This is a genomic window from Variovorax trehalosi, from assembly GCF_051216415.1.
Taxonomy (GTDB): Bacteria; Pseudomonadota; Gammaproteobacteria; order Burkholderiales; family Burkholderiaceae_C; genus Variovorax.
Genome location: NZ_JBPJZG010000001.1, coordinates 189,716 through 210,941, shown reverse-complemented (window position 1 = coordinate 210,941; position 21,226 = coordinate 189,716). Strand labels below are relative to the sequence as shown.

The window sequence follows — 21,226 nt, the reverse complement described above, 5'->3', positions numbered from 1 at the left end:
GACCTTTGTTGCGCGATCAACAAATGAACTGCGCGATGATCGCGCAAGCCTTCTTCAGCTGTCGGCGCGGTAAGCGGAATCGAGTGTGAGCGTACCCACGGCGCGTGACACACAGGCGCAGATGCGGGTGGTGGCCGCTTTCTCGTCGGCGCTCAGGAACACGTCGCGATGATCGACTTCGCCATCGACCGCGAGCACGTCCATGGCGCAGAGGCCGCATTCGCCGCGCTTGCAGTCCCAGAGCGTCTGCACGCCGGCCGCGTCGAGTGCTTCGAGCAGCGTGCAGTCGGCGGGCACCGTGATCGCCAGGTCGTGCCGGGGGATGCGCACCGTGAAGGCCTGCGTCGCGAGGCGGCCGCTGCTGCCGAAGGTCTCGAAGCGCAGGTCCGCAGGAGCACGGCCGGCCGCCTCCCAGGCGCGCTTGACGGCTTCGAGCATCGGCACCGGGCCGCAGGTGTAGAGCTGGCCGCCGGGCGGCAGCTCGGCGATGGCGGCGGCGAAGTCGATGGGGGCCGCGCCCTCGTGCGCGACGACGCCCTCGCCCAATGCCTCCTGCAGATGCGCGAGGTAGCCGAACTCGCCGGCATGGCGGGCGCCATAGAGCATCTTCACCGGCACGCCGCTGCGCTTCGCATGGGCACCGAGGCGCTGCGCCATCAGCACCAGCGGCGTGATGCCGATACCGCCCGCCACCAGCAGGTAGCCGGGCGCGGAAAGGTCGAGCGCAAAGTGGTTCTGCGGCGCACTCACCTGCAGCCGGTCGCCGGGTGCGAGTTGCCACATGGCGAGCGAGCCGCCGCGGCCGTCGTCCAGCCGCTTGACCGCGATGCGCCAGCACTGGCCGTCGCCCTCGCCGACCAGCGAGTAGGAGCGCGTCTGCAGCTTGCCCTGCGCCGTCATCACCTGCACTTGCAGGTGGGCGCCGGGCTCATACGAGGCGGCAAAGCCCGACTCGGGCCGCAGTTCGAACTCGCGCACCGTGGGGGTGACATCGCGCAGCGCAGCGACCTGCGCCTGCATCCATTGAAGATCGCTTTTCATCGGGAAACACCAACAGGGAAAAAGAAGAAGTCGATCAGCCGCGGCGGCGGATCAGCTGCACGCCGGGCAGCGGGCGCTGCTCGGCGGTCGGCGTGCCGTGCAGCGCCTCGCGCAGGTTGCGCCGCGCGATGCGGCTGTGTTCGCGCATCAGCGCCTCGGCGCGCGAGCCCTCGCCGGACTCGATGGCGTCGAGCACCTGCAGGTGCTGGTCCTGCGCGATCACGAGCATGTCGCGTGCGGCCGGCGAATTGGCCTGCACGATGACGAAGCCCGAGGGCGAGGCGAACGGCAGGTTGACCACGCGTTCGAGTTGCTGTGCGATGACCGGGCTGCCGGCCATCTCGCACAGCAGCGCATGGAATTTCTCGTTGTGCGTGACGTAGCGGGAGAACGCCGCGTCGTCGAGCGCGGGCTCGCGCAGCAACTCATCGATGCGTGCAAGGCAGGCGCGCGCTTCGCGCAGCACCACGGGCGCCGCGCCACGCTCGGCCGCGAGCCGGGCGACCAGCCCTTCGAGCGTGCCGCGCAGCTCGATGGCATCGGCCACGTCGCGCTCGGAAAACGTGCGCACCGCATAGCCGCCGTTGGGCAGCGCTTCGAGCAGGCCTTCCTGTTCGAGTCGCATCAGCGCGCTGCGCACCGGGGTGCGCGAGACGCCAAGTTGCTCGGAGATGGCGACCTCGGCGATGCGCGCGCCGCCAGGCAGCTCGCCCGCGAGGATCATTTCGCGCAGCCGCAACTGCGCCTTCACGGCTTGCGAGCTGCCCGTGTCGCCGGGCTCGATGGGGGAAACCACTGCGGCCTTCATGCCGCCTGCTTTTCTTCTGCGGGCCGGATCGGGATCGCTGCGCGCGCGGGCTTTTCCTTCTCGACCATGCGATCGATCAACCGCCGCGCCCACATCGAGCCGGCGTCGATGTTGAGGTTGTAGAACTGGTGGTCGGGGTGGTCGTCCATCGCCTTCTGCTGGGCTTCGAGCACGAGTTCGTCTTCGCGGAAGATGCCGGCCACGCCCTCGCGCAACTCGTGCGTGAGGCGCTGCTCGCCGATGCAGTAGTTGCGTGCGAAGGCCCAGAAGTAGAGACACGTCTTGTCGGTCTCGGGCGTGATGGTGTTGAGCACGTAACCGTTGACGCCCTTGCTGCGGTCGCCGGGGTTGTCGCCATTCGGCACCGCGCCGCTGCCCGCCTCGGCCACGCCGACGTCGATGTTCACCGTGCACGGCCCCTCGAAACGAATGATCTGCCAGCGATCGACCTTGCCCGTGTAGCCGCGTGCATGACGGATCTGGCCGCCCCAGAACGGCGGTGCATCGATGCCTTCCATCCAGCGCGTGACGGTCGCCGAGCGGTCGCCGTGCGTAGCGACGAAAGGCGCCTCGGCCACTTCGCGGTTGCCGATCGACGAGCCGTGCACGAAGGTTTCGTGCGTGAGGTCCATGAGGTTGTCGACCACGAGCCGGTAGTCGCAATTGACGCGGATCATCTTGCCGTCGCCGGCCCAGGCGGGGTCGTCGTTCCAGTGCATGTTGGGCACCAATGCCGGGTCGGCCTTGGCCGGATCGCCGGGCCAGATCCAGACGAAGCGGTGCTTCTCGACCACGGGAAAGCTGCGCACACAGGCCGAAGGGTTGAGCGTTTCCTGGCTCGGCATGTGGGTGCAGCGGCCCTGGCTGTTGTAGACGAGGCCGTGGTAGCCGCAGACCAGTTCGTCGCCTTCGAGGCGGCCGAGCGAGAGCGGCATGAGGCGGTGCCAGCAGGCGTCTTCGAGCACGGCGACCTGCCCGTCAGTGCGGCGGAACAGCACCACCTTCTGGTTGCAGATCGTGCGGGGCAACAGCGCGTGGCGCACTTCGACATCGTAGGCGGCGGCGTACCAAGCGTTCAGTGGAAAGGCGGTCTTGGGCGTTTTCATGAATACCCAATGTATACATAAATCAGGAAATATCTACCTAAAAACGCCTAAATTAAGGGTAAATACCGACATCAACGTATACAAACAAGCCGCTTTCGAAGGCGATAGGATGCTCCGTTCGTTATCAGCCCACGACGGAGTTCACCCCATGTCCCAGCACGCCGCCCTGCCCGCACGCTACGACCACGTCGGCAGTTTCCTGCGCCCCAAATACCTGCTCGAAGCGCGTGAACAGAAAGCCAAGGGCGAGATCACGCCCAAGCAACTGCGCACGGTCGAAGACAAGGCCATCACCGAGATCGTCCGCTTCCAGGAAGACATCGGCCTGAAAAGCATCACCGACGGCGAATTCCGCCGCACGTATTTCCACATCGACTTCCTCGACCAGCTCGGTGGCGTGAAGACCGACATTCCGGTCACCATCCGCAAGCCCGACGGCACCGAGGAACTGGCGCCGCCCGCGATGCGCGTGATCGACAAGGTGCGCCACATCAAGGACATCCAGCTCGCCGACTTCCAGTACCTCAAGAGCCAGGTCTCCGCGGGCCGCACGCCAAAGGTGACCATCCCTTCGCCCACCATGCTGCACTTCCGCGGCGGCCGCGCCGGCATCAGCAAGGACGCGTATCCCGAGCTCGACCCGGTGTTCTACGACGACGTGGCCAAGGCCTACGGCGACGAGCTGCGCTCGCTGGCCGCGGCCGGCTGCACCTACGTGCAGATGGACGACACCAACCTCGCCTACCTCTGCGACGAGCACATGCGCGAAGCCGCCCGCAAGCGCGGCGACGACCCGAACGAGCTGCCCCATCGCTATGCCGCATTCATCAACAAGGTGGTCGCGCAGAAGCCGCCGGGCATGCTGCTGGCCATGCACCTGTGCCGCGGCAACTTCAAGAGCACGCACGCCGCGGCCGGCAACTACGAGCCCGTGGCCGAGGCGCTGTTGAAGGAGATGGACCTGGACGCCTACTTCATGGAATACGACGACGCCCGCTCGGGCGACTTCAAGCCGCTGCGCTACCTGCCCAAGGGCAAGACGGTGGTGCTGGGCCTGGTGACCACCAAGTTCGGCGAGATGGAAGACAAGGACGAGCTCAAGCGCCGCATCGAGGACGCCGCCAAGTACGCGCCGCTCGAGCAGCTCGCGCTCTCGCCGCAGTGCGGCTTCTCCAGCACGGTGCACGGCAACAACATCGCGGTGGAAGCGCAGCGCAACAAGTTGCGCCTGGTGGTCGAGACGGCGCAGGAGGTCTGGGGCTCGACCTGAGGCGCGGTTTCTGGTGAAGTCGGGGGCATGACGACGACCATCACAAAAATCCTCTCAGGCCCCCTCAGCATGTTCGGCGCGAAGGTGCAGATCGCCGCGCTCGAAAAAGACATTCCCTTCGAGCTCACGATGGTGCCGTTCACCAAGGACGACGCCTACGAGCCCAAGCACCCGGACGTGCTGCGCATCAACCCCGTCAAGCAGCAGGTGCCGGTGCTGATGGACGGCGAGGTCGAACTCTTCGATTCGACGCAGATCTTCGAGTACCTCGAAGACCGCTATCCGACCCCAGCCCTGTGGCCCGAAGGCATTGCCGACCGGGCACGGGCGCGGCAGCTGGAGCAGAAGGCCGACGAGGTGTTCTTTCCGAACGTCATCAAGCTCTTCGGGCTGCAGCACGACATGCAGAGCGCCCCGGCGGTTGCGGCATGCGCCGCCTGCGCGCGCTTCTACGACGAGATGGAAGGCCTGCTGGCCACGCGCGAGTACCTTGCGGGCCCCTACTCCTTCGCGGACATCGCCTTCTACATGGCCCACGTCTTCGCCGACCGCAAGGGCGCCGGCATGACCGATGCGACGCCGCGCCTCATCGCCTGGCGCAACCGCGTGCGCGACCGGCCCGCGGTGCATGCGGTGGTCGACCCGATGATGAAATTCCTCGCCTCCGAAGGCCGAGGCGTGCCGGCCTTCCTGCAGCGCTGATCGGGTCCCAGCCCGCTGAGGCATCATGGTGCCCATGCCGAATACAGGGTTCGACTGGCTGCCTTCTCCCTCGCAGCATTTCCTCGTCGTCACTTTTGCGCTGCTTGTCTACGTACTGAGCACGCGCGCGCGTCGCGAGCAGCGCGCGCCCACCACGGCGATCGCGTGGGTCATGGGGCTGGTGCTGATGCCCTACCTGATCCTTCCGATGTACCTGCTGTTCGGCCAGCGCAAGCTGCGCCCGGCAGGCTCCCCGCGGCCGCCGCGCTCGATGCCGCCCGGGCACTGGGCGGCCGACCTGATCGAGAGCTTCGGCCTCGCGCCGCCGGGGCGCTGCGCCATCCGTCTGCATGCCGACGGCGAGCACGCGCGGCTCGCGCTGTTCGAGGTGATCGACGGTGCGCGCGAGCGCATCGACGTGTGCACCTTCATCATCGGCGACGACCCGCTCGGCCACGCGGTGCTCGCGCGGCTCGCACAGCGCGCGCGCGAAGGCATCAAGGTGCGCGTGCTGCTCGACGGCTTCGGCGCGCTGTCGCTGCCGCGCCATCACTTCGACCTGCTGCGCGCGGCGGGTGGCGAGGTGGCGGTGTTCCGCCCCTTCTTCAGCCTGCGCCGCACCGGGCCGCGCAACCTGCGCAACCACCGCAAGTTCACCATCGCCGACGACAGCTGGCTCTGGTCGGGCGGGCGCAACCTCGCGGGCGAATATTTCACCGGCAACGACAAGCACCCCGAAGCCTGGCGCGATCTCTCCTTTGACCTGCACGGCAGCGTGGCGGCCGCCGCGGCCCGCCAGTTCGATCACGACTGGAGCTCGGTGCGCTCGCGCAAGGCGCGCGCCATCACCTGCGAAGAAGCGCCGCAAGGGCCCGGCACCGCCATGGCCCAGTTCCTGCCGAGCGGCCCCGACCAGACCGAGGACACCGCGCACGCGCTCCTCATCGACGCGTGCTTCCGCGCCGAGCACCGCATCCTCGCGATCACGCCCTACTTCGTGCCCGGCGACGGCCTGCGCGATGCGCTGCGGCTCGCGGCGCGGCGCGGCGTGCAGGTGACGATCGCGATGCCCGCGCAGTCGAACCACCGCCTGGCCGACTTCGTGCGCGCGCGCGCCATGCGCGACTTGGCGCGCGCGGGCGTGAGCTTTCGCATGCTGCCCTTCATGGCGCACGCCAAGGCGGTGGTGGTCGACCACGAGCTCGCGATGTGCGGCTCGATCAATCTCGATCTGCGCAGCCTGCTGCTGAACCACGAGGCCGCCGTGGTGTTCTACGGCCCGCACGAGATCGACTGGCTCGCCGAGTGGATCGACACCACGGCCTCGGCCGGCGAGCCCTATCGCGCGCGGCGCCCGGGCCTCGTACGTGACGTGGCCGAGGGGCTGCTGCTCACCGTCGCTTTCCAGCTTTAGAGGCCGCCGGCGCGGAGGCTTTCGCGCCTTTCATCAGGGCCTCGATGCCGGCGAACACGTAGCGCATCAGGTCGTCCGCGAGCGCCTCCGTGTCCTTGATCGCCGGCAGCACCTTGTTGCCCAGGTCCTTGGGCGCCACCATCATCACGATGCATGGCAGCACGGTGAACATCAGCGCGCGCTGTACCGTGGGATGGTCGTCGGGCAACGCCATGATCTCGCCGATCAGCCCGCGCAGCAGCTTGGCCTTGGGCAGCACCGCCCGCTTGATCATCACGGGCATCGCCGGCGACGGCGACAGGGCTTCGCGCAGCACCACGCGAAATCCCCAGGGCGCTGTGGGCTGGCTGCCCAGCTCGACCATGTGGGTAAGAAAGGCGCGCAGCTTCAGGCGTGGATCGGTCTGCACGCTGGCCAGGCTGACCAGCTCGTCGATGCTCACGAGCTGGCGGTGCGCCTCGATCAGTACGGCCTCGTAGAGCCCGTCGCGGCCGTTGAAGTGGTAGTTGATCGCGGCCATGTTGGTGCCCGCGCGGGTGCAGATTTCCTTGCTCGTGCTCTCGGCGAAACCACGCTCGGCGAACAGCTGGCCCGCGGTCTCGAGGATGTGCAAGCGCGTGGCGTTGCCATCGGTGCGCTGCGTGCGCGCGGTGGAAGTGGAAGAGCTGGTGGCCATGGGGTCAAGGGTAATCGAATTGAAAAAATACTTCAAATTCAAATTTCAATTTGATATCATCCGGCCGCATCCCGTTCTGGAAACTGGCAGGAACCCGACCCATGAACAAGAAACCCCTCATCGCCGTGGCCGTCGTTGCATTGGTCGCCGTCGCGGGCGGCTGGTGGTACTTCAACCGCTCGGCCACGCCCACCGACCAGCTCGTGCTCTACGGCAACGTCGATGTGCGCCAGGTCTCGCTCGCCTTCAACGCCAACGACCGCGTGGCCGAACTCGCGGTGCGCGAAGGCGACCACGTTCGGGCCGGGCAACTGCTCGGCAAGCTCGACACCCGCACGCTCGTGCTGCGTGTGGCGCAATCGCAGGCGCGCATCGGGGTGCAGGAGCAGGCCCTGCTGCGCCTGAAGACGGGCAGCCGCCCCGAAGAAGTGGCGCAGGCCGGCGCGCAGGTGGCCGCCGCGCAGGCCGATGCCGACCTCGCACAGCAGCAGCTCGCGCGCCTGCAGGGCATCAGCCAGACCACCGCCGGCCGCGCGGTGAGCCAGCAGGACCTCGACAGCGCGCAGGCCAGGCGCAAGGTCGCTCTCGCGCAGCTCGACAACGCGCGCAAGGCGCAGCAGCTCGTCGTCACCGGCCCGCGCAAGGAAGACATCGCGCAAGCGCAGGCCCAGCTCGAATCCGCGCGCGCCGACCTGGCGCTCATGAACCACCAGCTTGCCGAAGCAGAGCTGAAGGCGCCCATCGATGCCGTGGTGCGCGCGCGCCTGCTCGAACCCGGCGACATGGCCTCGCCGCAGCGCCCGGCCTTCACGCTCGCGATCACCGATCCCAAGTGGGTGCGCGCCTATGTGGCCGAGGCCGACCTCGGCCGCGTGAAGCCGGGCCAGGCCGCCCGCGTGACCACCGACAGCCAGCCCGGCGAGGCCATCGCCGGCAAGGTCGGCTACATCGCGTCGGTGGCGGAGTTCACACCCAAGACCGTGCAGACGGAAGAGTTGCGCAGCAGCCTCGTCTACGAGATCCGCGTGATGGTCGACGACAAGCAGGACCGCCTGCGCCTGGGCATGCCGGCCACCGTGCGGCTGCAGTTCTCCGACGCCAACGGCAAGTCCTGATGGCCACCCACGGGCCGGCCGTGGCCGGACGCTCCCTGCACAAGCGCTTCACGCTCAAGTCGTCGAAGCAGCCCGTGCATGCGCTGGCCGGCGTGTCGCTCGAAGTCCCTGCGGGCACGCTCACCGCACTCGTCGGTCCGGACGGTGCCGGCAAGACCACGCTCCTGCGCCTGATGGCAGGCCTCATGCGCGCCGACGAAGGCGAGCTGCGCGTGCTCGGCATCGACGTCTTGGCCGACCCTCAGGCGGTGCAGGACCGCATCAGCTACATGCCGCAGCGCTTCGGCCTCTACGACGACCTGAGCGTGCAGGAGAACCTCGATCTCTACGCCGATCTGCATGGCGTGTCGAAGGACAAGCGCCGCGAGCGCTACGCCCGGCTGATGGAGATGACCGACCTCGGCCGCTTCACCGACCGCCCCGCGGGCAAGCTTTCCGGCGGCATGAAGCAGAAGCTGGGCCTGGCCTGCACGCTGGTGCGCTCGCCCGACCTGCTGTTGCTCGACGAACCCACCGTCGGCGTCGATCCGCTCTCGCGGCGTGAGCTCTGGCAGATCGTGCAGCAGCTGGTGGACGACGAGAAGCTCTCCGTCATCGTGAGCACCGCCTACCTCGACGAGGCCGAGCGCTGCAGCCATGTGTTCGTGCTGCGCGAGGGCAAGCTGCTGGCCGAGGGAACGCCCGCCGAGATTCGCGACCACGCGCAGGGCCTGTGCTTCATCGCCGCGCCGCCGGAGGGCGAGCCACCCCGCCTGATGCAGGCCCGCCTGCTCGATGCGCAGCAGGACATCGTCGATGCCGTGCCGCAAGGCGGCGAGGTGCACTTCATCCGTCGCAAGGACACAGACGATGCGGCGCTGGCCACGCTGCTGGCCGGCACGCACGCGGAACCGGTGCCGCCACGGCTCGAAGACGGCTTCATGACGCTGCTGCGCACGCAGCAGGCATCCGCACCGGGCACCACTGCAGTCGCGACCACCAGCTCCGCCAAGGGCGACCCCAACGAAGTCGTCATCGAAGTGAAAGACCTCGTGCGCCGCTTCGGCGATTTCGTCGCCGTCGCGAGCACCAGCTTCTCGGTGCGGCGCGGCGAGATCTTCGGCCTGCTCGGCCCCAACGGCGCGGGCAAGACCACCACCTTCCGCATGCTCTGCGGCCTCCTGCCCGCGAGCGGCGGCCAGTTGCGCGTGGCCGGCGTCGACCTGCGCCATGCGCGTGCGCAGGCCCGCCAGCGCATCGGCTACGTCTCGCAGAAGTTCGCGCTCTACGGCAACCTCACGGTGCGCGAAAACCTCTCGTTCTTCGGCGGCGCCTACGGCCTGCGCGGGCAGCGGCTGCGCGACCGCATGGAGACCGTGCTGCACCAGTTCGACCTCGAACGCGAGCTCGACACGCCCAGCGGCCAGTTGCCCGGCGGCTACCGGCAGCGCCTGGCGATGGCCACCGGCCTCTTGCATGAGCCCGAGATCCTGTTCCTCGATGAACCCACGAGCGGCGCCGACCCGCTCGCGCGCCGCGAGTTCTGGCGCCGCATCACCGCGCTGGCCGAAGGCGGCACCACCATCGTCATCACCACGCACTTCATGGAAGAGGCGGAGTACTGCGACCGCATCGTGATCCAGGACGCCGGCAAGGTGCTCGCCATCGGCACGCCGCAGGAAGTGCGCGCACAGGCACTCGAGGGCGAAGACAGAGGCAAGCGCATCGACATGGAGCAGGCCTTCATCGGCATCGTCGAGAAGGCGCGGCGCAAGAGCAAGGAAGCTGCGGTGAAGCAACCGGAAGGAGCTGGCGCATGAGCGGCTTCTGGTCACGGTTGATCTCCCTCACCCGCAAGGAATTCCGCCAGCTGCTGCGCGACCGCAGCAACCTCGCGATCGGCATCCTGCTGCCGATGGTGCTGATCCTGATCTTCGGCTACGGCATGTCGCTCGACGTGAAGAACGCGCCGGTGGCCGTGGTGATGGAAGACGCCTCACCGACCGCGCACGAGGCCATTGCCGGCCTGCAGCTCTCGCCCACCATCGCGCCGGTGTTGCTCGGCTCGATGCATGACGCCGAAGAGTTGATGCGCGAGCGCAAGGTCGACGGCATCGTGCGCATTCCGAGCGACTTCTCGCGCGCGCTGGCCGCGGGCAATGCGCGCGTGCAGCTGATCGTGCACGGCGCCGACGCGGGCCGCGCGACCATCATCCAGGCCTACGTGAGCGGTGCCCTCGCCCAGACCGCCGTGCGGCAGGCCGATCGCCTCGGCAGCACCTCTGGCGCAGACGCGCCGCCCGTGGGCAGCGTCACCGTCGAGCAGCGCATGTGGTTCAACGCCGCGAACACCAGCACCTGGTACCTCGTGCCGGGGCTGATCGTGCTGATCATGACGCTGGTGGGCGCCTTCCTCACCGCGCTGGTGATGGCGCGCGAGTGGGAGCGCGGCACGCTCGAGGCGCTGTTCGTCACGCCGGTGCGGCCGGTCGAGATACTGCTGGCCAAGATCATTCCGTACTTCGGCGTCGGCATGCTGGGCCTGGCGCTCTGCCTCCTGGCCGCACGCTTCCTGTTCGCGGTGCCGATGTACGGCTCGCTGTTCGTGGTGGTGTTCAGCTCGATGCTCTACCTGATCGTGGCGGTGAGCCTGGGCCTCGTGATCTCGTCGGTCACGCGCAACCAGTTCCTTGCGAGCCAGATCGCGCTGATCGCGACCTTCATGCCCTCGATGATGCTGTCGGGCTTTTTGTTCGACCTGCGCAACGTGCCGACTGCCGTGCGCGTCATCGGCCACGTGCTGCCGGCCACCTACTTCATGGACCTGATCAAGACGCTGTTCCTCGCGGGCGACGTCTGGCCGCTGATCTGGCGCAACTGCCTGATCCTGCTGGCGTACGCGGTGGGCCTGCTGATCGTGGCCCGCGCGGTAACGCGCAAGAGCCTCGACTGAAAGCCGCATCCATGACCGCCCTGATCGACTTCTTCGCCCGCGTTGCCAACCTCTGCCGCAAGGAGTTGCTGACCATCCTCAAGGACCCGGCCACGCGCGTCATCCTGATCGCGCCAGCGCTGGTCCAGAGCCTGGTCTTCGGCTACGGCGCGACCTATGACCTCACCAACGTGCCCTATGCACTGCTCGACCAGAGCCGCACCGGTGCGGCGACGGAACTCATCGCGCACCTGGACAGCACGGGCGTGTTCCACCGCGTGGCCACGCTGCGCACGCAGGCCGACATCCGCGAGGTGATCGACACCGAGCGCGCGCTGCTCGTGATCCAGATCGCGCCGGACTTCGAGCGGCAGCTCAGCGCGGGGCAGCCCGCGCCCATCCAGCTGATCCTGGATGCGCGCAACTCCAACACCGCGGGCTCGGCGGCCGGCTACGTGGGCGCGGTGGTCGAGCGCTACAACGCCGAGCTGCGTACGCGCGCGGGCGCGCCCCCCGCGCCGCTGGTCATCGAATCGCGCGCCTGGTTCAACCCGAACCTGGAGACGCGCTGGAACCTCTTGCCCGGCATGATCGCCGCACTCAGCATGCTACAGACGCTGCTGCTCACTGCGCTCTCGGTGGCGCGCGAGCGCGAGCAAAGCACCTTCGACCAGTTGCTGGTCACGCCGATGTCGCCGCTCGAAATCATGATCGGCAAGGCGCTGCCGCCGGTGCTGGTCGGGCTCGTGCAGTCGTCGCTGATCCTGCTGGTGGCGATGTTCTGGTTCGGCATTCCGATGGCGGGCTCGCTGATCACGCTCTACACCGGGCTCATCTTCTTCACGGTCGCGAGCGTGGGCATCGGCCTCTCGATCTCGGCGGTATCGGCCAACATGCAGCAGGCCATGCTCTACACCTTCGTGCTGCTGATGCCGATGATGCTGCTGTCGGGCCTGACCACGCCGGTGCGCAACATGCCGCACGTGCTGCAGGTGATCACCCTGGCCAATCCGCTGCGCTTCGCCATCGACCTGGTGCAGCGCGTGTACCTCGAGGGCGTGGGGCTGGGCACGGTGTGGCACAACCTGATTCCGCTCTCGATCATCGCGGTCGTCACGCTGCCGCTGGCGGCGTGGCTCTTTCGCAATCGTCTTGTCTGAACACGGGAGTACCTCATGCCTCTCACTCTCCATTTCACGTGCAACGCAGTGACCGCTGCTGCACTGGCACTTCTCGTCGGTGGTTGCGCCGTGGGTCCCGATCACAAGCCCTCGGAGCCACGTGCGCCCGCCGACTGGTCGGCTTGGCACGGCGGCTCGTCCGCGTTGCTCGGCGCCGAACGCCGCACCACGGCCACGGCATCCCTCACGACCGGCGACTGGAAGGCCTTCAACGACCCCATGCTCGACCGGCTGCAAGCGATGGTGCTCACCGCCAACCCCGACCTGCAGACCGCCGCATTGCGCTTCGCACAGAGCCGCGTGCAGCGTGCCACCACGGCGGCCCAGCGCGGCCCGCAGGTCAACGCCAGCGCGGGCGTCACGCGGCAACGGCAAAGCGAGAGCGGCGCGGCCACGCGGATGATCGATGCGCTGGGCTCCTCGGTCACCAACAAGGACCAGTTGATCCGCACGCTCAGCGAGCCCTACAACCTTTACCAGGCCGGCTTCGATGCCTCGTGGGAAATCGACCTCTGGGGCCGCGTGCGACGTGCGGTGGAAGCGGCCGACGCCGATACAGCGGCTGCAGCCGCGATGCTGCAACAGGTCGAACTCAGCGTGCAGGCCGAGCTCGCGCGCAACTACTTCGAACTGCGCGGCACGCAGCGCGAACTGCGCATTGCGCGCGCCGACATCGCGGCCGCCGCCGAGTCGCTCGAACTCGTGCAGGCGCGCGCCGATGGCGGGCTCGTCACCGACCTCGACCCGGTGCGCCAGCGCACCCTGCTGGCCGAGCTGCGCGCGCGCATTCCCTCGCTGCTGCAGCAGGAAGCCGATGCGATGAACCGCATCACGCTGCTGATCGGGGCGCCGCCCGGCGCGCTGAACGCCGAACTGGCCCATGCCGCCACCGACAGCGTGGGCGATGCGCCACTGCTGCCCGACCTCGCGCTCGGGCTCCCCGCCGACCTCGCGCGCCGCCGCCCCGACATCGCCGCGGCCGAGGCGCAGCTGCATGCCGCCACCGCGCGCGTCGGCGTGGCCGTGGCCGATCTCTATCCGCGCATCACGCTGGGCGCGGGCTTCGGCTACGAGTCGGTGGGGAGCAATCGCTTCGGCGATTGGGGCAGCCGGCAATGGCATGTCGGCCCATCGCTCAGCCTGCCGATCTTCGACAACGGCCGCCGCCGCAGCACGATCGATCTGCGCGAGTTGCAGCAGCAGGAGGCGGCGGTGGCCTTCCAGCAAACGGTGCTCAAGGCCTGGCACGAGATCGACGCCGCGCTCAACGCCTACAGCGCCGAGCGCCAGCGCCATGCCGAACTCATCGAGCGCGAGCGCCAAAGCCGCGATGCACTCGTGCTGGCGCATGCGCGGTATGCCATTGGGCTCACCGATTTCGGCTTCGAACTCGACGCGCGCCGAGCCCTCTTGCAGGCCCGCCGCGACCACGCACAGAGCACGAGCCGCCTGTCCGTGAACTTGGTCACGGTCTACAAGGCACTGGCTGGCGGCACGCCACACAGCGATGTGATGGCCCAGCGCAATCCGTCCTCCACCCCGTGATTTAGTGCCTAAATAATAGGCACCGACGACACGCGGGAAAGACCCATTCCTACAGGGTCGAAATTTAAAATCGAGGCCTTCCTGGTTATCGCAGTTTCGTGTTCGGGAATGAGCGGTCCGCTCTTCACTCCGTAAATTCGCAACCAGTCCCCGCACTTCAGAAGCATCGGCGCCCTTCAGGACGTATCGCCCTCGGCGAACTCGATGCGATGCAGGAGCGTGACCGGCAAAGGTGGTCATGGGCGGGAAGATGGTGCTTCTTGCAGTTCGGGTCCATCCGATTGCATGAAGCGATTTCCCTTTGATCACTGCCGGGTTCCCCTGAGCCAAGGGGAAGAAATCGATGCGATCCGTTTATTCGCTGCTGGCGCGTGCGCGCCGGCTGGGCGCAGCCATGCCTTTTGCTTTTGCATGGCTGCTGCCTTCTTTCAGTTCCGCCACCTGGGCGGCCATGGACGAAGTCGGCCGCGCAACGCCGAGCATCCATCGGCTGAAGCTCTTCGTCGATCCGCAACTCGCCGCCGACATCGGCGCGCCCGAAGCAGGCCGCCGCCTCGCGCAGTACGTTGCCGACATCAACACCGTGTTCATGCGCGAGACCGTGCGCAGCTTCGTGTTCGATCCGGCGAAGGACCTGCAGTTCGTCTCGCCGGGCTCAGCACCGCAGTGCGGCTTCAACGGCGTGGCCGAGCGAGAGATCGTGCTGTGCATCTCGAAGTCGCAGCGTGGCTTCAGCCACGGCGGGCTGACCACGAGCACCACCTTCCCGCCCAAGGGCGTGACCTGGAATCTCAACTGGACCGCGATCCACGACCCGCTGCGCCTGTCGCGCGCCATCACCGGGGCCGTGCCCGAATCCACCGAAAAGGATTACCTGGGCCGCCAGCTCAAAACGCTGCTGCACGAGCTGGAGCACGTGTTCGGCGCGGGCTCCGGCGAGTACTACAGCGCCATCGCCGTGACCGACACCACCGAGGTGGCGCCCAAGACCGACCTCGAACTTGCAAAGCTCACCGACCGCTACTGGTGGCAGCGCCAGCAGTGGCGCCTCGATCCGTTGCTGGGGACCGTGTTCGAAGAGCGCTTCGATCCCGCCGCCAACCGCGTTGCCACGCTGGAGATGATCCGCTTCACCGAAGGCACCAAGGCCAACATCAACACCGACTGGAGCGACTGGCCTAAGCTCGGCAGCTCGAAGTACATGGCCACGACCAACGCCACGCAGGTGCGCGTGACGGATCGCGAGACCGGTACTGCACTCGCCGGCGCGCAGGTCTCGGTGTGGCGCGACCCGGGTGCGCAGAAGCCGTTGGAGCCGCTCGCGCAAGGCGCTGTCGATGCCAACGGCCTCTTCACGTTCGACTGGCGCTGCGGCTTCAGCTGCTTCGCGGTCGGCAAGACCAACCTGCTCGTGAAGGCACAGGCGCCGGGCCGTGCGCCGGACGCAACCTGGTTCACCATCTTCGATGCATTCGAGCAGAAGGCGGTGCAGGGCCAGTCGGCTTTCACGATCGACCTGTCGCTGGGCGTTCCCGATGCCTACAAGCCGACGGTTTCGCTGGCCGCGCCGGCCATGGCCACGGTAGGTCAGCCGACAACGCTTGCACCCGTAGCTGTCGACAACGTCGGCATTTTCGGCGTCAAGGTGGTCGGTGCGAACAGCCTCCCGATCTGCACCTTCACCGCGCCGCCATACACCTGCACATGGACGCCGACGACGGCGGGCACGCAAACCATCCGCGTGATCGCGCTCGATATGGCTGGCAACTCGGCCGTCGCCTTCGCGAATGTGATCGTCAATCCGCCGGCGGATGCCTTGGTGCCGACGGTTGCATTGGCCACGCCGTCTGCGGCTGCGGCCGGCATGGCGATGCGGCTCACGGCCACGGCATCGGACAACGTCGGCGTTTCGGAGCTGAAGTTCATCGTCGACGGCAAGACCGTGTGCACGCTGCGCGCCGCACCCTACGTCTGCGCATGGACGCCTGCGAAGACCGGTGCCGCGAACATCGAGGTGCGCGCTGCCGATGCGGCGGGCAATGTCGCCAGCGCTTCGGCCCAGGTGAGCATCGAAGGCTTGCGGCCCGAAGACCTGTAGCCCGTCCGCTCAGGGCAAGTTCGTGAAGCTCGCGTTGCCGAGCCCCGTGCCGATGGTCAGTACGCCCCAGTGCTTCACCTCGCGCATGAAGGGCAGCTCGCTCAGGCCCTGCACCACCGCGTCGTTGTGCATCAGCACCAGCGTCGGCCCCGAGCCGATCATCGGCATGCGGCGCCACACTTCACTCGGCAGGTGGAAGGCATGGCTCTCCCAGTCGCCCGGCAGATTCTGGGCACCGCGCGAGATGGAGCCGTCCTGGCGGATCAGCCCGGGGCAACCGATCCCGATGAAAGGCGCGAGCCGGATCTTCTTGCGCTCGCTGTAGCGCACCATGTCTTCCAGCATCTCGGCGATGTGCTCGACGATGCTGCCGCGATTCGGTCCGTCGTCGGCATGGCGCCATTTCACGCGCCGCACCACCTTCGCGAGCGAGAAGTCGCGCGCCTTGCGGTGGCGCGTCTTGACGATGCCGCAGCGGATGTTGGTGCCGCCGATGTCCACCGCGAGGATGGCATCGTGCCCCTTGAGCATCTCCGGCGGCGTGAGGTGCACCCAGCCGATCAGGCCGCCGTCGTCCACGTTGTGCGAGAGCCTGCCCAGCTGCACGTGCACGCCCATCTCCTCGAGGATGGCGCCGGCCTGCAGGACGGCCCGCTCGCCCACGTCGCTTTCGGGAAAGCCGCCGCCGATCACGATGCGTTGCACCTTCTGCCACGAGGGCTGGCGGGTGAAACGCTGGATCACGTAGGCCAGCTCCTCGGCGAATTCCTCGATGGCGCCATGCATCAAGTCGGCGGCTTCTGCCGTTCGCTTCGCCTGCAACGCGTGGTCGAGTTCCTTCTTGCTGAGGTTGCGCGAATGCGAGAGGCCCAGCGGATCGCGGCCCTCCTTGCGACGGCGCTTGCGCCAGCGTTCGAGCAATTCCCTGAAGGCGGTCTGGCTGGCCTGGTCGCCGACAAAGCCGTCCTTGTCGCGCAACTGCAGGCTGTAGCCGTCTACCTGCAGGCCCGGGAGTTCTCGCAGGCCGTGGACTTCGGGGCCGGGCAAACCATTCTTGGGGGCGGGAGAGGATTTCTTCTTCGAGGGCTTGGACTTCATGGCGATTGACTATGAGCCTCATCACCGCCCGCTTGCATCGGCTCCGCGCACCATGCCGTGTAGGAGATTGGCGGGTACGCCAAGCGAAGCGTTGTCTATACACTGGCCCGGATGCACCTGCTCCGCAGCCTCTGGCGCGCCGCCCTGTTGGTCTCGATGGCCTGGCTTGCCGCAGCCCCCGCGCAGGCCGCGGACGACGCACTGCGCGTCGGCTCCAAGCGTTTCACCGAGTCGTACATCCTCGCCGAGCTGCTCGCGCAGACGGCCGCGCCGCACACCGCATCGCCGCCCGTCGTGCGGCAGGGCCTGGGCAACACCGCCATCGTCTATGAAGCGCTGCGCTCGGGCGCCATTGATCTCTATGCCGAGTACACCGGCACCATCGCGCTGGAAATCCTCAAGGGCTCGCCCGCGGACACGCGCGAGGCGATGAACGCTTCGCTCGCGCCGATGGGGCTGGGCGTGGCGATTCCGCTCGGCTTCAACGACGGCTATGCGCTGGCCGTGCGCGCGGCCGATGCGGAGCGGCTCGGGCTTCGTACGCTGAGCGATCTTGCCAAGCACCCCGAACTCAAGCTCGGCCTCTCGAACGAATTTCTCGGCCGCGCCGATGGCTGGAAGGGGCTGGCCGCGCGCTACGGCTTCACGCAGACGCCCACCGGCCTGGACCATGGCCTCGCTTACGAGGCGGTGGCGGCCAAGCAGATCGATGCGATCGACATCTACACCACCGACGCGAAGATCGACCACCTGGGCCTGCGCGTGCTCGAAGACGACAGGAAGTTCTTTCCGCGCTACGACGCGGTGGTGCTCTACAAGCTCGACCTGCCGACGCGCCTGCCCAAGGCCTGGGCAGCGCTGCAAACGCTCGAGGGCAAGATCGACGAGCACGCGATGATCGCGATGAATGCGCGTGCCGAACTGCAGAGCGTGCCCTTCGACGTGATTGCGCGCGACTTCATCGCCAGCACCAGCAAGACGGGCACGGCGCCCTCGCAGGAAGCCCGGCGCGGCTTCACCGCCAAGCTCTTCGGCCCCGACCTCTGGAAGCTCGCGCGCCAGCACCTGCTGCTGGTGGCGCTGTCGGTGGGCATCGCGATCCTGATCGGCGTGCCGATCGCGATCCTCGTGTTCTCGCATGTGCGACTGCGCGCCGTGGTGCTCGGCATCGCGAGCCTGATGCAGACCGTGCCGTCGCTGGCGCTGCTGGCGGTGCTGATCTCGATGCTCGGCGCGATCGGTGCGCTGCCCGCGCTGATCGCGCTCACGCTCTACTCGCTGCTGCCGATCATGCGCAACACGGTGACGGGCCTGGCCGAAGTGCCGAACGGCCTGCGGCTTGCGGGCACTGCGCTCGGCATGACGCCGCCGCAGAGCCTGCAGCTCGTGCTGTTGCCGCTGGCGCTGCCGACGCTGCTGGCGGGGGTGCGAACGGCCACCGCGATTGCCATCGGCACGGCGACGATTGCGGCGTTCATCGGTGCGGGCGGATTCGGCGAACGCATCGTGACGGGCCTGGCCTTGAACGACCGCGAGCTGCTGCTGGCCGGCGCGTTGCCGGCCGCGGCGATGGCGCTGATCAGCGAAGGGATCTTCGAGCTGATCGAATGGACGATGCGCCGCCGCCGGCGCGCACCGCCCAGTTCGCTGCCGCCGGCTTGAAGATCAGGCCAACGTGTAGGCCGTCTTCACCGTGGTGAAGAACTCCTGCGCGTACTTGCCCTGCTCGCGCGGGCCGTAGCTCGAGCCCTTGCGGCCGCCGAACGGCACGTGGTAATCCACACCCGCCGTCGGCAGGTTGACCATCACCATGCCGGCCTGGCTGTGACGCTTGAAGTGCGTCGCGTACTTCAGCGAGGTCGTGGCGATGCCGGCCGAAAGACCGAACTCGGTGTCGTTCGCCGTGGCCAGCGCTTCCTCGTAGTTCTTCACGCGGATCACGCTCGCGACCGGGCCGAAGATTTCTTCCTTGTTGATGCGCATCGTCGCGGCCGATTCGCTGAACAGCGCGGGCGACATGTAGTAACCGTCGGTCTCCAGCTTCAGCAGCTCGCCGCCGGCTGCCAGCGTGGCGCCTTCGCCCTTGCCGATGGCGATGTATTCCATGTCCTGGTTGAGCTGCGACTTCGAGGAGACCGGGCCCACGTCGGTGCCCTGTGCGAGCGCGTCGCCGACCTTGATCTTGGCCATGCGCGCCTTCATCGCCTCGATGAACTTCGGGTAGATGCCTTCGGTCACGATGAGGCGGCTCGATGCGGTGCAGCGCTGGCCGGTCGAGTAGAACGCGCTCTGCACGCTGAGTTCCACGGCCTGCGCGAGGTCCGCGTCATCCAGCACCACCTGCGGGTTCTTGCCGCCCATTTCGAGCTGCACCTTCTTGTGGTTGGTGACGCACTGGATCGCGATGTTGCGGCCCACGCCCACCGAGCCGGTGAAGCTGATCGCATGGATGCCGGGGTGGTTGACCAGCGCCTCGCCGATCACGCTGCCGCGGCCCATCACGAGGTTGAACACGCCGGCCGGAATACCCGAGCGGCTGATGATTTCGGAGAGCGCCCAGGCGCTGCCCGGCACGAGGTCCGCGGGCTTCAACACCACGCAGTTGCCGAACGCGAGCGCAGGCGCGATCTTCCATGCGGGAATGGCAATCGGGAAGTTCCACGGCGTGATGAGGCCGACCACGCCGACCGGCTCGCGCGTGATTTCCACGCCGATGTTCGGACGCACCGAAGGCAGCAGCTCGCCCGAAAGCCGCAGGCATTCACCCGCGAAGAACTTGAAGATCTGGCCCGCACGCGTGGCCTCGCCGATGCCTTCGGCCTTGGTCTTGCCTTCTTCGCGTGCGAGCAGCGTGCCGAGTTCTTCCTTGCGCGCAAGGATTTCGGTGCCGATCTTGTCGAGCGCATCCGAACGCGCCTGGATGCTGCCCGTGGCCCATGCGGGGAAGGCTGCGGTGGCGGCTGCCACGGCGGCATCGACATGCGCCGCGTCGCCCTGCGTGTACTGGCCCAGCACGTCGGCCAGGTTGCTGGGGTTGACGTTGGGGCTGTAGCTCTTGCCAGCGAGCCATTCGCCATTGATGAGGTTGTTGAATTCAGTCATCGTCGATGTCCTTCTTTGCCTGTTGCGGTGATGGGGTTTGAAGAGTCCAAAGGCTAGGTGGCGCCTTCGGACTCCACGTAGAGGGCGTACAGCGAATGGCTGGCCGCCATGTAGAGGCGATTGTTCTTGGGGCCGCCGAACGTGAGGTTAGCGCAGCGTTCGGGCAGGCGGATGAAACCGATGGGCTTGCCTTGCGAGTTGAAGATCTTGACCCCATCCAGGTCTTCGGACTTCGCAAGCGGCTGATAGACCTTCATGCCGTTGCCGGCATCGGTGGGCTCGGCGGCCAGCGCGCCGTTCCAGCCCCAGCCCATCCAGAGGTTGCCGTCGCGGTCGACGCGAAAGCCGTCGAGCGCGGCAGCGCCCACGCCGTCGATCAGCTTGGCCTTGTTCGACACGCTGCCGTCGGCCGCCACGTCGTAGCTCCAGAGGCTGCGATTGGGCGTGCCCTTCCATTCGATGACGTAGAGCTTCTTCTCGTCCGGCGAGAAGGCCAGGCCGTTCGGGTTCACCAGGTCGGTGATCACCGCGGAGAGCTGGCCATCGGGCGTGAGGCGGTACACGTTGGTCGTGGCCTGCTCGGGCGCGGCCCTCTCGCCTTCCCAGGTGCCCGAGATGCCGAAGAGCGGATCGGTGAACCAGACGGTGTCGTCCGACTTCACGACCACGTCGTTCGGCGAATTCAGCCGCTTGCCCTGGAAGCGGTCGGCCAGCACGGTCATGCGCCCGTCATGCTCGGTGCGCACCACCCGCCGCGTCACCGAATGCTCGCAACTGATCAAGCGCCCCTGCCTGTCGCGCGTGTTGCCGTTGCAGTGGTTCACGTTCGACTTGTGGACCTTGAACTCGCCGGTCTTTTCCTCGTAGCGCATCAGCCGGTTGTTCGGGATGTCGCTGCAGATCAGCCAGCCCTCGCGCGGCATGTACACCGGGCCTTCGGCCCAGCGCATGCCCGTGCCGACCTGCTCGAGCGTGCTGCTGTAGAGGCGGTATTTGGCGAAGCTCGGGTCGAGGATCAGCACTGCCGGGTCGGGGTAGCGCTGCTGCGGCTTGTAGGGGAACGATTGGGCGCCTGCGGCGGCAGCCACTGCGCCGAGTGCCGAGCCGGCAGCCGCCTGGAGCAGGCGACGGCGATCCATGTGGTTGTTCATGCTGTCTC

17 protein-coding genes are annotated in these 21,226 nt (G+C 67.3%); 10 read left to right on the top strand and 7 right to left on the bottom strand.

The window, feature by feature from the left end:
* Positions 1 to 54: 54 nt before the first annotated feature.
* Genes ACSFA7_RS01000 through ACSFA7_RS00990 form a run of 3 tightly spaced genes read right to left on the bottom strand, consistent with a single transcriptional unit; the run spans position 55 to position 2,955 of the window.
* Positions 55 to 1,041, bottom strand: a complete 987-nt coding sequence (locus ACSFA7_RS01000) for a PDR/VanB family oxidoreductase (RefSeq protein WP_435497673.1) — start codon at positions 1,039 to 1,041, stop codon at positions 55 to 57.
* A gap of 34 nt (positions 1,042 to 1,075) precedes the next feature.
* Positions 1,076 to 1,849 carry a GntR family transcriptional regulator gene (locus tag ACSFA7_RS00995; RefSeq protein WP_435497672.1) on the bottom strand — a complete coding sequence of 258 codons (774 nt, stop codon included), beginning with the start codon at positions 1,847 to 1,849 and terminating at the stop codon, positions 1,076 to 1,078.
* On the bottom strand, positions 1,846 to 2,955 hold the full coding sequence (locus ACSFA7_RS00990) for an aromatic ring-hydroxylating dioxygenase subunit alpha (protein ID WP_435497671.1): 1,110 nt from the start codon (positions 2,953 to 2,955) through the stop codon (positions 1,846 to 1,848). The genes ACSFA7_RS00995 and ACSFA7_RS00990 overlap by 4 nt, the downstream gene beginning before the upstream one ends.
* 148 nt (positions 2,956 to 3,103) lie before the next feature.
* Between ACSFA7_RS00990 and ACSFA7_RS00985 the strand changes: the two genes are divergently transcribed.
* From ACSFA7_RS00985 to ACSFA7_RS00975, 3 genes are read left to right on the top strand one after another with little or no spacing between them, the layout of a single operon-like run.
* Entirely contained in the window at positions 3,104 to 4,225 is a 1,122-nt protein-coding gene (locus ACSFA7_RS00985) for a 5-methyltetrahydropteroyltriglutamate--homocysteine S-methyltransferase (RefSeq protein WP_435497670.1), read from the top strand.
* 27 nt (positions 4,226 to 4,252) lie between these two features.
* Entirely contained in the window at positions 4,253 to 4,927 is a 675-nt protein-coding gene (locus ACSFA7_RS00980; RefSeq protein ID WP_435497669.1) for a glutathione S-transferase family protein, read from the top strand.
* A gap of 34 nt (positions 4,928 to 4,961) precedes the next feature.
* Positions 4,962 to 6,341: a phospholipase D-like domain-containing protein gene (locus tag ACSFA7_RS00975; RefSeq protein WP_435497668.1), complete on the top strand. Its 1,380-nt coding sequence runs from the start codon at positions 4,962 to 4,964 to the stop codon at positions 6,339 to 6,341.
* Here the strand turns inward: ACSFA7_RS00975 and ACSFA7_RS00970 are convergent.
* Complete coding sequence (locus tag ACSFA7_RS00970) at positions 6,319 to 7,017, bottom strand: TetR/AcrR family transcriptional regulator (protein ID WP_435497667.1); 699 nt, start codon at positions 7,015 to 7,017, stop codon at positions 6,319 to 6,321. The two genes, ACSFA7_RS00975 and ACSFA7_RS00970, sit on opposite strands and share 23 nt — an antisense overlap.
* Before the next feature lie 101 nt (positions 7,018 to 7,118).
* Between ACSFA7_RS00970 and ACSFA7_RS00965 the strand changes: the two genes are divergently transcribed.
* The 6 genes from ACSFA7_RS00965 (at position 7,119) to ACSFA7_RS00940 (ending at position 15,867) form a co-directional block, all read left to right on the top strand.
* Entirely contained in the window at positions 7,119 to 8,132 is a 1,014-nt protein-coding gene (locus ACSFA7_RS00965; protein ID WP_435497666.1) for an HlyD family secretion protein, read from the top strand.
* Positions 8,132 to 9,931, top strand: coding sequence for an ATP-binding cassette domain-containing protein (locus tag ACSFA7_RS00960; RefSeq protein ID WP_435497665.1), 1,800 nt, complete (start codon positions 8,132 to 8,134; stop codon positions 9,929 to 9,931). Before ACSFA7_RS00965 ends, ACSFA7_RS00960 begins: the two co-directional genes overlap by 1 nt.
* On the top strand, positions 9,928 to 11,064 hold the full coding sequence (locus ACSFA7_RS00955; RefSeq protein ID WP_435497664.1) for an ABC transporter permease: 1,137 nt from the start codon (positions 9,928 to 9,930) through the stop codon (positions 11,062 to 11,064). The genes ACSFA7_RS00960 and ACSFA7_RS00955 overlap by 4 nt, the downstream gene beginning before the upstream one ends.
* Positions 11,065 to 11,075: 11 nt before the next feature.
* Positions 11,076 to 12,203 carry an ABC transporter permease gene (locus ACSFA7_RS00950; protein ID WP_435497663.1) on the top strand — a complete coding sequence of 376 codons (1,128 nt, stop codon included), beginning with the start codon at positions 11,076 to 11,078 and terminating at the stop codon, positions 12,201 to 12,203.
* Between the two features lie 15 nt (positions 12,204 to 12,218).
* Positions 12,219 to 13,769: an efflux transporter outer membrane subunit gene (locus tag ACSFA7_RS00945; RefSeq protein ID WP_435497662.1), complete on the top strand. Its 1,551-nt coding sequence runs from the start codon at positions 12,219 to 12,221 to the stop codon at positions 13,767 to 13,769.
* 343 nt (positions 13,770 to 14,112) lie between these two features.
* The gene (locus tag ACSFA7_RS00940) at positions 14,113 to 15,867 is read left to right on the top strand and encodes an Ig-like domain-containing protein (RefSeq protein WP_435497661.1); all 1,755 of its coding nucleotides are present in this window, start codon (positions 14,113 to 14,115) and stop codon (positions 15,865 to 15,867) included.
* 9 nt (positions 15,868 to 15,876) lie between these two features.
* On the opposite strand, the gene ACSFA7_RS00935 is transcribed toward ACSFA7_RS00940, so the two are convergent.
* On the bottom strand, positions 15,877 to 16,965 hold the full coding sequence (locus tag ACSFA7_RS00935; protein WP_435497660.1) for an ROK family protein: 1,089 nt from the start codon (positions 16,963 to 16,965) through the stop codon (positions 15,877 to 15,879).
* 111 nt (positions 16,966 to 17,076) lie between these two features.
* On the opposite strand from ACSFA7_RS00935, the gene ACSFA7_RS00930 reads away from it, so the two are divergent.
* Positions 17,077 to 18,627, top strand: a complete 1,551-nt coding sequence (locus ACSFA7_RS00930; RefSeq protein ID WP_435497659.1) for an ABC transporter permease/substrate-binding protein — start codon at positions 17,077 to 17,079, stop codon at positions 18,625 to 18,627.
* 3 nt (positions 18,628 to 18,630) lie between these two features.
* Here the strand turns inward: ACSFA7_RS00930 and ACSFA7_RS00925 are convergent, their stop codons facing one another.
* Both ACSFA7_RS00925 and ACSFA7_RS00920 read right to left on the bottom strand, forming a co-directional pair.
* Entirely contained in the window at positions 18,631 to 20,067 is a 1,437-nt protein-coding gene (locus tag ACSFA7_RS00925) for an aldehyde dehydrogenase family protein (RefSeq protein ID WP_435497658.1), read from the bottom strand.
* A gap of 53 nt (positions 20,068 to 20,120) precedes the next feature.
* The gene (locus ACSFA7_RS00920) at positions 20,121 to 21,218 is read right to left on the bottom strand and encodes an SMP-30/gluconolactonase/LRE family protein (protein WP_435497657.1); all 1,098 of its coding nucleotides are present in this window, start codon (positions 21,216 to 21,218) and stop codon (positions 20,121 to 20,123) included.
* Positions 21,219 to 21,226 lie beyond the last annotated feature (8 nt).

What these genes read in the sequence shown, in the direction of transcription:
- ACSFA7_RS01000 (WP_435497673.1), bottom strand. Translation starts at nt 1,041, where the DNA reads ATGAAAAGCGATCTTCAATGGATGCAGGCGCAGGTCGCTGCGCTGCGC.
- ACSFA7_RS00995 (WP_435497672.1), bottom strand. Translation starts at nt 1,849, where the DNA reads ATGAAGGCCGCAGTGGTTTCCCCCATCGAGCCCGGCGACACGGGCAGC.
- ACSFA7_RS00990 (WP_435497671.1), bottom strand. Translation starts at nt 2,955, where the DNA reads ATGAAAACGCCCAAGACCGCCTTTCCACTGAACGCTTGGTACGCCGCC.
- ACSFA7_RS00985 (WP_435497670.1), top strand. Translation starts at nt 3,104, where the DNA reads ATGTCCCAGCACGCCGCCCTGCCCGCACGCTACGACCACGTCGGCAGT.
- ACSFA7_RS00980 (WP_435497669.1), top strand. Translation starts at nt 4,253, where the DNA reads ATGACGACGACCATCACAAAAATCCTCTCAGGCCCCCTCAGCATGTTC.
- ACSFA7_RS00975 (WP_435497668.1), top strand. Translation starts at nt 4,962, where the DNA reads ATGCCGAATACAGGGTTCGACTGGCTGCCTTCTCCCTCGCAGCATTTC.
- ACSFA7_RS00970 (WP_435497667.1), bottom strand. Translation starts at nt 7,017, where the DNA reads ATGGCCACCAGCTCTTCCACTTCCACCGCGCGCACGCAGCGCACCGAT.
- ACSFA7_RS00965 (WP_435497666.1), top strand. Translation starts at nt 7,119, where the DNA reads ATGAACAAGAAACCCCTCATCGCCGTGGCCGTCGTTGCATTGGTCGCC.
- ACSFA7_RS00960 (WP_435497665.1), top strand. Translation starts at nt 8,132, where the DNA reads ATGGCCACCCACGGGCCGGCCGTGGCCGGACGCTCCCTGCACAAGCGC.
- ACSFA7_RS00955 (WP_435497664.1), top strand. Translation starts at nt 9,928, where the DNA reads ATGAGCGGCTTCTGGTCACGGTTGATCTCCCTCACCCGCAAGGAATTC.
- ACSFA7_RS00950 (WP_435497663.1), top strand. Translation starts at nt 11,076, where the DNA reads ATGACCGCCCTGATCGACTTCTTCGCCCGCGTTGCCAACCTCTGCCGC.
- ACSFA7_RS00945 (WP_435497662.1), top strand. Translation starts at nt 12,219, where the DNA reads ATGCCTCTCACTCTCCATTTCACGTGCAACGCAGTGACCGCTGCTGCA.
- ACSFA7_RS00940 (WP_435497661.1), top strand. Translation starts at nt 14,113, where the DNA reads ATGCGATCCGTTTATTCGCTGCTGGCGCGTGCGCGCCGGCTGGGCGCA.
- ACSFA7_RS00935 (WP_435497660.1), bottom strand. Translation starts at nt 16,965, where the DNA reads ATGAAGTCCAAGCCCTCGAAGAAGAAATCCTCTCCCGCCCCCAAGAAT.
- ACSFA7_RS00930 (WP_435497659.1), top strand. Translation starts at nt 17,077, where the DNA reads ATGCACCTGCTCCGCAGCCTCTGGCGCGCCGCCCTGTTGGTCTCGATG.
- ACSFA7_RS00925 (WP_435497658.1), bottom strand. Translation starts at nt 20,067, where the DNA reads ATGACTGAATTCAACAACCTCATCAATGGCGAATGGCTCGCTGGCAAG.
- ACSFA7_RS00920 (WP_435497657.1), bottom strand. Translation starts at nt 21,218, where the DNA reads ATGAACAACCACATGGATCGCCGTCGCCTGCTCCAGGCGGCTGCCGGC.